Origin of the sequence: Neisseria sp. (assembly GCF_030523955.1) — a bacterium.
In the GTDB taxonomy this organism is placed as follows: domain Bacteria; phylum Pseudomonadota; class Gammaproteobacteria; order Burkholderiales; family Neisseriaceae; genus Neisseria.
Window position 1 is genome coordinate 43,241 of the sequence record NZ_JAUNHL010000014.1, and the last position, 12,661, is coordinate 55,901.

Annotated in this window: 5 protein-coding genes; all 5 read right to left on the minus strand. The window is 45.5% G+C overall.

What is annotated here, in order from left to right:
- Nucleotides 1-5,336 (minus strand): calcium-binding protein (locus tag Q4C79_RS04565; protein ID WP_303089844.1); only part of this gene is annotated, 5,336 nt, incomplete at its 3' end.
- A gap of 38 nt (nucleotides 5,337-5,374) precedes the next feature.
- Nucleotides 5,375-5,953 carry a hypothetical protein gene (locus Q4C79_RS04570; RefSeq protein ID WP_303089845.1) on the minus strand — a complete coding sequence of 193 codons (579 nt, stop codon included), beginning with the start codon at nucleotides 5,951-5,953 and terminating at the stop codon, nucleotides 5,375-5,377.
- Nucleotides 5,954-5,999: 46 nt separating this feature from the next.
- Nucleotides 6,000-6,578, minus strand: a complete 579-nt coding sequence (locus tag Q4C79_RS04575) for a hypothetical protein (protein ID WP_303089846.1) — start codon at nucleotides 6,576-6,578, stop codon at nucleotides 6,000-6,002.
- Between the two features lie 873 nt (nucleotides 6,579-7,451).
- Nucleotides 7,452-11,030 carry a putative Ig domain-containing protein gene (locus Q4C79_RS04580; protein WP_303089847.1) on the minus strand — a complete coding sequence of 1,193 codons (3,579 nt, stop codon included), beginning with the start codon at nucleotides 11,028-11,030 and terminating at the stop codon, nucleotides 7,452-7,454.
- Between the two features lie 173 nt (nucleotides 11,031-11,203).
- Nucleotides 11,204-11,404, minus strand: a complete 201-nt coding sequence (locus tag Q4C79_RS04585) for a hypothetical protein (RefSeq protein ID WP_303089848.1) — start codon at nucleotides 11,402-11,404, stop codon at nucleotides 11,204-11,206.
- Nucleotides 11,405-12,661 lie beyond the last annotated feature (1,257 nt).

A 12,661-nucleotide genomic window follows, 5' to 3' on the forward strand; every position in this document is an offset into this window, starting at 1 on the left:
CCACCGACAATCACATCATTGCCATCGGTACCATTCATTAACTGTACATATACATTGTTCGGCTTCAAAACGACTCCGTCAGCAAACTCCCAGTTGATAATAACTTGGCTATCATATTTAACCTCTGAACTAAACTGTCCTTGAATACGAATTTGTTCGTCGGTACCTTTTTTTATGATCAGCAAATCCAAACCATCACGTTTGAATTCCACCGCACTAGAGGGTGTATCACGGAAATACATATGATCTTCACCATCGCTTCCAGTGACAATATCCTGCCCCCAGTTGCCTGTGAACACAAATGTATCCACGCCTGACCCACCATCTAATCGATCATTACCATCCCTACCATTAATAATGTCATCATCAGCTCCACCGACAATCACATCATTGCCATCGGTACCGTTCATTAACTGTAAATATACATCGTTCGGCTTCAAAACGACTCCGTCAGCAAACTCCCAGTTGATAATAACTTGGCTATCATATTTAACCTCTGAACTAAACTGTCCTTGAATACGAATTTGTTCGTCGGTACCTTTTTTTATGATCAGCAAATCCAAACCATCACGTTTGAATTCCACCGCACTAGAGGGTGTATCACGGAAATACATATGATCTTCACCATCGCTTCCAGTGACAATATCCTGCCCCCAGTTGCCTGTAAACACAAATGTATCCGCGCCTGATCCACCATCTAATCGATCATCACCAGCCCCACCGTTAATAATGTCATTCCCTAAATTGCCCATGACCGTATCACTTCCAGCAGTACCAGAAATGTCATCGTCATCCTCCGTTCCTTGGATGAGACCATCAACCATTGTTGAATGAACAAAGAATTGTTGAATTGCTTTGGCTTGATCTAATACCACCCCATCAGCAAAGTGGATTTTCTGTATTGAATTCGAAGCATTAAAAGATGAATCATTGAATTGGTCTTTAACATAAACGATATTTTGATAATTATTATCGTTAATATTACCCAAGATTAATAAGTCATTTCCTTCCCTGTAGAAGGTGGCCTTTGTAGAGGCAAGTGAAGTGAAGATAATAGAGTTTGTACCATCTTTATCTATAATAGTATCGACACCCCAGTTCTCATCAAAAACATATGTATCATCACCTTGCCATCCTAAAAGCTTATCATTCCCTTCTAGGCCGTTTAAAATATCATTACCTTCAAATGCCTCAATTTCATCATCTCTACTGGTTCCTAGAAGACTCTCTGCTGCACTTGAACCTTTCTTCTTAATTTTTTTAAGTGATACAAGGGTTTCTAAAGTTAAAGATTGTTTACCTGCTTCAGCGAAAATCACATTGCTTGCATCTAGCGATTTTTGAGCATCGTCTAAATAATAGCCAACGAGATAAATGGCATCACCTAGGGTATTATTTGTGACCAATAATCCATTTTCATACGTTGAAAATGTTAGTTCTTCAAGTGAATCTACAAAAATGATAGTCTTACCTTCTATGTCTTCAATAGTGGTGATGCCATCACCATTACTATAGACATACTCATCATCGCCTTCCTGACCATTCAGATAGTCTTTGCCTGTGCTGCCGGCAAGAGAATCATTACCAGCACCACCAAATATCATATCATCGCCACTGCCACCAAAAAGGCTATCCTGCCCCTCTCCACCATACAGGGCATCATTGCCATGATTGCCGTAAAGTGTGTCATCGCCCTCATCACCGGACAACGTATCGTTACCATAACCGCCATCCAGATAATCGTTACCGGCACCACCGTATAAAATGTCATCACCCACAATTTCAGCTGAGGCTTGACTTTCCTCGACGCCCAAATCCCCCCAAAGCAGATCATTACCGGCACCACCGATAAGTACATCATTGCCCATGCCACCAACCAGACTATCATCACCATTACCTCCGTTTAGATAGTCGTTGTGGATTTCTGTCGCACTCAGTTTTTTGTCGTACACATCAGTATTAGAAGAGAGATCTCCAATTAGGGTGTCATCTCCATCTTCACCGTAGAGCAAATCACTACCAGCACCGCCAAACAAGGTATCTTTACCTTCTCCGCCATATAGCATGTCATCATCCATGCCTCCATCCATATAGTCGTTACCTGTACCTCCGGCAAGGTAGTCCTGACCTTTAATATCCGGATCTTGATTATCTAGTGCTGCGGAATCATCGCCCCACAATTTATCATCACCATCGCCTCCGTACAGCCTGTCATTTTGGCCGCCACCGATGATTTCATCATCACCGGCGCCACCATACAGTTTGTCTATACCATGATCGACAGTTGGTGTGTCAGAGCCGTCTCCAGTAATATGATCATTACCTTCATCACCATATAAAGAATCTAAGCCGGCGCCGCCTCGAATGTGATCATTTTCGGTGCCGCCATGGATTTCATCGTTGCCATAACCGCCATCCAGATAGTCTTCTCCAGCACCGCCAGAAATAAAGTCATCTCCGGCTAGCTCTTTATGCCTAACCTTATCTGAGTCATCACCCCAAATATTATCGTTGCCGCTGCCGCCATAGAGCCAATCGCCTTTGCCGCCACCAACAATCTGGTCGTTACCAGCGCCACCATGGATTTCATCCCGACCGTGATAGGTCTCATGCAAGAAGTTTTTACCTTCAGTATAGGCTGAATCATAATTACGTTGGTCTCCATAAAGTTTGTCGTTGTCATCACCGCCGTCAATATAATCGCTGCCACCGTCTCCACTGATTGTATCCTGCCCTTCACCTCCATAAATGGTATCGCGTCTGTGCTCCTGTGCAGCCACCGTATTCAGGTAGCCCGGCTTGACGATACCATCCCCAAAGATATTATCATCACCTTGCCCACCTATAATCTGGTCCTCACCGCCACCACCGTATATCGTATCGTTTCCGCTGGCATAAACAATATCCCCGGCGGCATTCACATCCGCACCATCTCCGTCAATAAAATCGTTGGTATTACTCCCAAGTATGTAATCATCACCAACACCGCCTTGCAAGGTATCGCCCTGCGTACCTGCTTCATCAGCAAAAGTCTCTGAGCTACCGGAAAAAATTCGCACATCTTCTTTATTCTCAGTTTCCTCATCTATAAAGACGCCCCATTTGCTGCCTGCAAACACCAGTTCCTTGCCATCCACAGGCATTATCCATTGGTCGTCCGGGCTTACGCGCAGTCCTGTATTGAGCCGAGTATTGGCAATAATAAAATCATCACCTTCATCTCCTTTAATGATATCCGATCCACCCCCGCCCAACAGTAAATCGCGCCCTGCGCCACCTTCAATCAAATCATTGCCAGCGCCGCCATCCAGAGCATCGTTGCCCAAACGTCCCTCAATATGATCATTGTTTGCCGAACCGTAAATAATGTCGTCGAAGCCTGCTACCGTAATGCCATTGCTCAGACTGCCATCCGGTAAGCGCTGGGTGGACGACCATTTATAAGTGTTGTAGCCACTTTCCCCCGGCTTCACATGTAAATCAATTTCCACTCCAATCAGCTTGGCACGCTGGTCGCCCACATAATACTGATAAGACGAACCGGGTGCCGAAGATCCCATGTTTAATCCCAACATACCTGCCGACCAATTCTGTATCTGCACGCTAAAAGCTGAAGTGGTCGAGTGATGGTTCACCAATAAGGTTTGGCCAAACAGGCTGTAGCTGATGTAGTTCGCTTCATCATACCAACTGTTGTTGCCCAACAAGTGCTTGCCACCAGCCAGTTTCAGGCCGTTCCATTCCAAATACCCCGAACCGTCGGCATCCACAATCACATTCTGACTGCCGTTGGCAATTTGATAGGTATCCGCACCCTTGCCGCCGACCAATACATTATGCCCGCTGCTACCCGCCAGAATATCGTCGCCATCGCCACCCAGCAGCAAATCATCCTGATTGCCACCCCTCAACATATCATTGCCGCCCGAACCCAACATAAACTGGCTAAGCTGTTCGTTCACTGCCGACATGCTCACTGCCTGCTGGCCACCGGCCACATTCCATTGCTGGAAATGGCCGGAAGCTACCGTTTGCGGCTGCACACCGTTCGCTACCAATACATCCTGTAGCCAAGGTAGGGTATATTTGCTTGATAAGTTTTTAGAAACCAATCCACCATTACTGCGTGTATTAACGCCGCCGCCATAGTCTTCACCGGCCGCCAGAGTGTATTGCAGCACCTCGGGGGCTGAAGTAGCAAAAAACGGGCGGCCTTGGTATTGATAGCCATCCGCTTGGTAATAAAACCATTCCGCCAGCTGGGCGATAACCGCCTGCCGTGCCAAGCCATTTGCCGGCAGCACCGTCGCCAGCTGCTCAAACGCCCGCGCCATCGCATCCAGAATCGGTTGGGCCGTGATTACCCGCCCGGATCCTTCCGGGTCACCAAACTGGCGCTCGATGCCGCCCAGCTGCTGCTTCACCAAGCGCGCCCAGATATCTTCATTATCCGAATATTCCGGGCTCTCCACCGCATACAGTTCGGTATCGAACATAACTTCCAAGGAATCCGGCAACTCAGCTACACTTTGGCGAAATGATTCACTGCTAAGTAAACCGAGCAGCAACACCATTGAATGCAGATTAACGGCCTTTCCTGCCGAAGATTTTAATTTGTCATACATCTCACCAAACGACAGGTCTTTCAGTTCCTGCCATTCAATGTCATACAAAAAATCCCGCCCTACTGATATTTCGTATTCCTGATCCTTACCCGTAATAGCGCCAAAATTCGGAATCGGTAGATATATTTCTCGCAGAACTTGCAGCATCTCCCCTCCTACATGCCAAGCGGTAACATTCTGCTTACGGGTTTCATAGCTTGTTAGAAAAGGATCAACATAATCATCAAAAGCCTGATTTCGATAGTTGTTTAATTTTAAATAAATATGCAATACCATTATCGCCTCGTGACTCAATGCAGTTGCTTTAAACGGTGCATGATCAAATACGGTGGCTTTTTTATCAAAAAATACCGCCATCAGCGAGGCCAAGCCTCCACCCAAAGAGTGTCCGGTAAAACTTAGCTCGGCATCCGGATATTTGCTGATGGTTTCCAACACCAATTCTGCAGATCGTGTAATTTGTGCCGAACTCAAACCCAAGCCAGCCGGAACATTGGCAACGGCGAAATCTTTTATCAGTTGTTCGTTAGTGCCGGTAAACGCAATCACCACTTGATTGCCTTTTTTGTAGACCCCTGCCGAAAAACCGGTTTCCGGATCATCATCCTGCCAATGCACTTCGGTGATGTCTTGCGGCAGGGTTATTTTATTGATCCGCGTGCGATCATAAGTGCGGGCGGATAATTGGGCATATTCGTTTACGGTTAACATAAATTTTTCCTGTTTTTCAATAAAAGTGGTTCGATTCATTAACAGCCGATGCGGTATTCGGTATCGATAATTTGGAATTCAGGTGAGACTTTGCTGGATCTTGGATCACTTTCCCATTCCGGCTTGTCCATCAGATACAGTTTTTCCGGCATCTCTTTCAGCCGGATATACCATTCGATATTCGGGCGGCGTCTGTCCAGCCGCATATCAAAATCCACCTGCTGCCATGCGCCATTGATGACTTTATATTGGCGGTAGGGGAAAGTGCTGTTCCAGTCATGGCAATGCCGAGGAATCACCACCATATACCAGACCCCGTGCTCATCACGATCCAAAACCATCGGCTTCCAGCGATCCGACCACAGCGGCGGTTTGTTCAGACCTGCCGCATCGACCACTTCCACCTCATTCTTGGTCACTTCAAAATCACTGTCCGGCAGAAAACCACCATTGCCGGCGAGGCGCCGTTCAATCCAGATGACCTTGCCGTCACTCAGCTGCACCTGCTCCTGCCAGTGAAAAATTTTTGAGTCATCAATCCATAGCTTTTCCGTATCGCAAGCAGACAGGCACAGTATCCCCACCAGTAATAAGCCGTATTTTTTTAGTTTCAACATATAGAGTATTCTCCGGATTGGTTTTTCAGGTATCTTTTTTGATTCATTAACAGCCGATGCGGTATTCGGTATCGATAATTTGGAATCTAGGTGAGACTTTGCTGGATCTTGGATCACTTTCCCATTCCGGCTTGTCCATCAGATACAGTTTTTCCGGCATCTCTTTCAGCCGGATATACCATTCGATATTCGGGCGACGTCTGTCCAGCCGCATATCAAAATCCACCTGCTGCCATGTACCGTTGATCGCTTTATATTGGCGGTAGGGGAAAGTGCTGTTCCAGTCGTGGCAATGTATAGGAGCGACCACCATATACCAACGGCCTTGCTCTTCACGGTCCAACACCATCGGCGCCCATCTATCCGACCACAGCGGCGGTTTGTCCAAGCCCGCCGCATCCACCACTTCCACCTCATCTTTGGTGGTTTCAAAATCACTGTCCGGCAGAAAACCACCATTGCCGGCGAGGCGCCGTTCAATCCAGATGACCTTGCCGTCACTCAGCTGCACCTGCTCCTGCCAGTGAAAAATTTTTGAGTCATCAATCCATAGCTTTTCCGTATCGCAAGCAGACAGGCACAGTATCCCCACCAGTAATAAGCCGTATTTTTTTAGTTTCAACATATAGAGTATTCTCCGGATTGGTTTTTCAGGCAGATAATTGAGCATATTCGTTTACGGCCAACATAGTTTTTCTTGAATCTAAGTAAATAACTCATTTTTCAGGCAGACATTCAGCTTGCTATTCATGCCTGTCTGAAAAAAATGTATTCGTTTCAATCAGAATCTAGATATTCAACTTCAATACAATTTGCAAATATCTAAATCGCGTGATCAGTACAAACTTGAACATCACCTTTTATTTACAATGAATTTGCATATTTTTATAATTTACTCACTCATTTCTCTTCTATTCTTTAGAACAACTCTCCTAAAAAAAGAATATTTTTTGATTTTATTAAAATAAAAGTATTAATTATATGCAAAACAAATAATATACAAACAACATTTAAAATAATATCTTATATTAAACCCACGCAAATTTATCATTTCCATAAAAATCCCGCAATATATTTAATTAGAGTAAAAATATTTTATTTATTTTAAATAATTTACATATATGCTAATTGACAATCTGTCATAAGAAATATCTTACATCTTTGAATATGTTCGTTTCCAATAGTAGCGGAGAATCATAACAATAACTATATTATGTTGTTTTATATAGAAAAACAAAATGAGAAGGTTCTGCTTGTAAAAAGTCTTTTCCAGCAAATCCGCTTTGTGTTTTCATACAACATAATTTCACATATTTTAACAAATAAAATCAAAAAAAAATAATAACAGCAGATTGCTTCTGAATGGGTTTCAAGCAGTCATTTCGAGGCTCTAACAGATAACACTTTTTCAAATGCCTGTCTGAATCTTTCTACCCCAAACAAAACCCCGGGCGGAATGGCTTCCGCTCGGGGGTGTTCAATACAAGTTGATCGGGCTTTACGCCGCCGTTGCGCTCAGTAGGGTAGTGGTGCGGTTATCGGCCGGTACGATAGTCGAATCGCTTACCGCTTCGTTGCTGCCGAAAGCCGCCATTGCATTAAGCAAACCGTTGGTTTGTGCGGCTGTGTTGGCCGCTTCGGTGAGGGCGTAGACATCCGCGGCTTTCAGGATTTGGCCGTCGGCAAACTCCCAGTTCACGATACCCAAGGCATCATGGGCTGTTGCGCTGCCGAATTGGTTAATGATGCGAATCTGATCCGAAGTTCCTGTTTTGCCCATCAACAAATCAGCGCCTTCACGGCTAAAGCTGATTTGCGACAAAACAGTATCTTTGAAATACATATGGTCTTCACCGTTTACCGCCGCCACCGTATCCTGTCCCCATTCTTCTGAGAAGACATAAGTATCGGCACCGTCTCCGCCTTCCAGATAATCATTGCCCGCGCCGCCGTTGATCACGTCATTACCGCCGTAGCCGTAAATAACGTCGTTGCCGCCGTAGCCGTTCAAGTCTTCGCGATGGTCCGATCCGTGCAAGGCTTCTCCAATATCGGTACCGCTCAAGGTACTGTCTGGGCGCTGATAGCGGCCTGCGGCGACGATATTCAACAGCAAGGGGCTGACCGCCGTGCCGCCTTTACCGTCCGATACGCTGACATTCAATTGCATTTCGCTTATCGCGGCTGGGGTGCCGGTTAAGGTGAGGCTGTCCGGATCGAAGCGGAGCCAATCGGGCAGAGGGCTGCCGTCGGCCAGGGTTACGTTGTAAGCCAAGCGGTCGCCGTCGGCATCGATGAAACGGTTATCCGGCAGGGCATACCACCACTCTTCGCCCGCCGTGAGTTTTTGGGCGGCAAAGGAGCCGGCCACCAGCGGTGCTTGGTTGCTAAGCTGTGGCGTAGCGGGCTCATTCGGCACAACCGGAGTATCCGGCGTTTGCGGTTCTTGTGCGATAAAAGCGGCGGGCAGGTTCAAACCGAATTGGGCTTGGCTGAAATTCCGCACCACGATCTTGGCTGCGAATGTTTCTGCGGTCAGTTCCAGATCATTACCGGCCCGAGACAGTTGCAATCCGACGCCCGGTGCCTGCCAACGGTTGGCAACCGATCCTTCGCCGCCCACCGCAATCCACCCGTATTGTTCTAACGGGCTGCCGTCAATCACGATGCTGCCTTTGCCATCCGAATCGTGGATTACGTTTTCATCGGCCGCAATTTGCAAGTCTTTGCTGTCGAACCGATAGCTATCGTTGCCTTCGCCGCCGAATAAGTGATCCGAACCGGAGCCGCCAATCAAGGCATCGTTACCTTTGCCGCCATACAAACGGTCGTTGCCGCTGCCGCCGTTCAGATAGTCATTGCCGTAATTGGCAATGTCTTCACGGTTATCGTCGCCATAGAGGATGTCTTCTCCCGCGCCGCCATAGAGATAATCCGAACCGTCTTGTCCGATCATCAAGTCATCGCCTTCGCCGCCATACAGGAAATCCCCGCTACCGCCTACCGCCACCCGGTGATCGTTTTCGTTAAGTGGGACTTTGGTGGTTAAAGTATAATCCTCGGCTTCACGATTGATTTCCAGCGTCCAAAGGTCGTTATCCGGATGTGTCTTAGCGAACGAATACAGCCCCTTGGTTTGAGGGGCGATTTGGTCAGCCAATACCGTGTGTTCGACGGCTACGGCCGTTCCCGGAATATGGGTAACAGTCGGCTGCCATTGCCCCAATCCCAACCGGTTATATTGAATGTCAATATCGGGCGGTGTGCCTGATTCGCTAAGCGTACGGTTGCCAAAACGAATGCCGCCGTCGCCCAGAATAACATCATCTCCCGCACCGCCATAAACGGTATCGCTATCGGCGCCGCCCATCAGCAAATCGTGTTCCGTGCTGCCGAATATCGAATCATTGCCCAGTCCGCCCAAAGCCCAATCGCCGCGCTCATTGCGGCCGGCCGTATAGGTATGTTCGTTCTTTAAGCCGGTATGGATAATATCGTTACCGGCCATGCCGTTGATCAAATCCCGCCCACCGCCGCCGATAATAATATCGGTATCCAGCGCCATTTCTTCTTTGGGTTTATTGCTGCCGGCCGGGATAAACTGGCTGCCGTTAAGAATATCGTTACCGTCTCCGCCATCGATATAGTCGGCTAAATAGCTGCCGAAAACGCGGTCGTTGCCGCTGCCTAAAGAAGCATGGACTCCGCCGGATCCGTTCGCCATCAGCAAGTCGTCCAAATCACCGCCGCGTACCTGCGTATAGAGCGGAGCGGAAGCATAAATCAGGTTATAGCGGTTTAACACACCGGAAGCATAGCGAACGGCGGTTTGCGCACCTTGGGCGACAACATCCAATTCAATACCCAAAGCGGCTAGGCCGCCGGAGCCGTTTTCCCGGGCGCGCACAAAGAAGTCTTTGATGAGCGCAGTATCAGTGCCGTTGATATGGGCGACGATCAAATCCGAATCCGAACGACGGGCTATTAAAGAAGACGCATCACTGCCCTGCTCTTTTTGGGTACCGTACCAAACTCCGGAATCACTGCCGTCGCTAACGAACGCCGCAGCTTGCAGATTATTATTCGCAAAGATGATTTTGCCTTGCATATCCGCATCCGCCACCACATCTTCGCCGTTGATCAGATAAGTATCGCTACCGCTGCCGCCGTCCAGATAATCATTGCCTTCGCCGCCGTTCAGCGTGTCGTTTCCGGCGCCGGTAAAAAGCAAATCTTTCTTTGCACCGCCTACCGCCCCGTCTGCCGCATCACCGCCGAAAACGATTTTAGACACCCCGGTATGATCATTTCCCAACTGCATAAAAATATTTTCATCCAGAATAGCCGCATCTTCAAACTCTACACGACCGCCGTCTATCCCTTCGCGCAACATAAATGTTTGCAAAGCCACCCGCAGCTCTTCCAAAGTATGCGGATCCATACCGCTCACGCCATTGGGATCACCCAAAACCGTATATTGGGATAAATGCAGTTGGGTAAATAACGACCGGGCTTCCAGCCATTTGCTATCGCCGTATTCCTTCTTCTGAACCTGATAGCCGGCAATGCCAAAAGGAATCAAATTTTCCAATGCCGCAATGGCCGCCGGGCGCGTTGCCGAATCAGCCAGCAATTTCATCGTTTCCTGATGAGACGGCAAAACCACCATTCCCACGGTTTTGTTTTTAACCGACGCAACAATCTCCATGAGCAGGCTGTCATAGCCGTCTGCGGCATAAGAAGACAAATCCTCTACCGCCAGATGTTTGCTTTCCAATGCCGATTTCATCCAAGCCAATACTTGGGGCACCCCGTAAGTAGCCACCCAGCCATCGAAGGTTTCAAACGTTCCGATCATATCCGGATTGGATAGGCTGATATTTTGAAGGAGCTGATCAACAGCTTCATCATTAATATCCTTGGCAAACAACATAGGTTGCAACCAATCGTATCCGTTTTCCGCGATATAACCGGCAACACTCATCCCGCTGGCAAGGAAAGATACCATTTGTTCTGCTCTAGAAGGCAAAAACTGAGCCACCACGCCGATACTGCCACCGAGGGCAGTGAACATCATTGAAATGGCATCATCCGGCTTACCCTCATTCCAGAGTTCAAAGCTTCTATCTACCGCCAATACAGTTATTGCCCAATTAGTACCACCTTGGACAGAATCCACAACAGCTTGCCCCATTTCCCAGCGAAAGCTAACGATATCTAACCCAACATTAAAAAACAATAAACTATTAATTACTCTATCAGAATTAACAACTTTTTTCCATTCTGATCTAATGAAGCAAAATATCCTTCTTCTATTGAGTTTAAAAAATCTTCATCCTTGAGCACATATTGGATGATATCTTGAGCGGTATTGTCCGCATCTGTATATTTAGCGGCAACCGTATAAAATGACAAAACCATATTTCTTAGTGAGTTAATCGTATTAGCCATAAACTACCCCTTACATCATATTAGTTAAAAAAATTAAATTACCCAGCATCAACGGAGCCATACTACTATGTATAGAATACCCCATGAATCCAATTAAATTTTGAAAAAAAATATTTATTCCTTCAAGCTTCCTGTGCTTTACAATTAAATTCATCAACTCCATGTAAATTAAAAAAAAAGGAATATACCATAATGTTAAGTAAAAGTTACTCCATAGAATTTTTTTAAAGATGTTGTCTTTCGATGGATCAAAAGCACCTGTATAAAATGGGTTCAAATAAAAATTTAAAAATAAAACAGAAACATACAACAACACCCCCCCCAAATAGGTAGAGAAATACAATCTCTTATTTCCCCTAAATGATCTCATTAATAGTTTTAATTCATTTCCATCATGTTTATGCTTATGCATACCAGCCTCCAACATAGCCAACTCTCTATAATAATTAGATTTTATGATACAACCTCCTATTTAAATGATATCTTGAGCGATGTTATCCGTATTAGTGTACTTAGCGGCAACCGTATAAAACACCACAGCCATACTCTTTAGTGAATCAATTGTATTCACCATAAACTTTCCTTAATATAATATGTAAAAAAATTAAATTACCCAGCATCAATGGTGTCATACTATTCTGCATAGTACACCCTATAAATCCAATTAAATTTCGAAGAAACATATTTATTCTTTTAAGCTTCATGTTGTTTACAATCAAAGCCAATAACCTCACATAAACCAAATAGCAAGGAACATACCACACGGTTAAATAAAAATTACTCCAAATCCATTTTTCAAAAACCGTTTCTCCCCATACATCAAAGGCTGCTCTAAAAAATGGATTCCAATGAAAATTGAAAAATAGGAGTGAAACGTATAACAATACCCCACTAAAATGAGTAAGAAAGTACAATCTCTTATTTTCTAAAAATGATTCAAACAACAAATTTAATTCAGTTTTTTTTCTTTTAAACTGATACATATTTAGCACCCCAAAAACATAACTAACCCGCCATAATGATTAAATTTTATGATACAACCTCCTATTTAAGTGATATCTTGAGCGATGTTATCCTTATCAGTGTACTTAGCAGCAACCGTATAAAATGACAAAGCCATATTTTTTAGTGGGTTAATCGTATTGCCATAAACTACCCCTTACATCATACTATTTAAAAAAATTAAATTACCCAGCATCAACGGAGCCGTACAGCTATACATGGAAGACCATATAAATCCAATCAAATTTCGGAAAA

Coding starts and splice junctions, on each gene's coding strand:
- Q4C79_RS04570 (WP_303089845.1), bottom strand. CDS start 5,953: ATGTTGAAACTAAAAAAATACGGCTTATTACTGGTGGGGATACTGTGC.
- Q4C79_RS04580 (WP_303089847.1), bottom strand. CDS start 11,030: ATGATGTTCACTGCCCTCGGTGGCAGTATCGGCGTGGTGGCTCAGTTT.
- Q4C79_RS04585 (WP_303089848.1), bottom strand. CDS start 11,404: ATGGCTAATACGATTAACTCACTAAGAAATATGGTTTTGTCATTTTAT.
- Q4C79_RS04575 (WP_303089846.1), bottom strand. CDS start 6,578: ATGTTGAAACTAAAAAAATACGGCTTATTACTGGTGGGGATACTGTGC.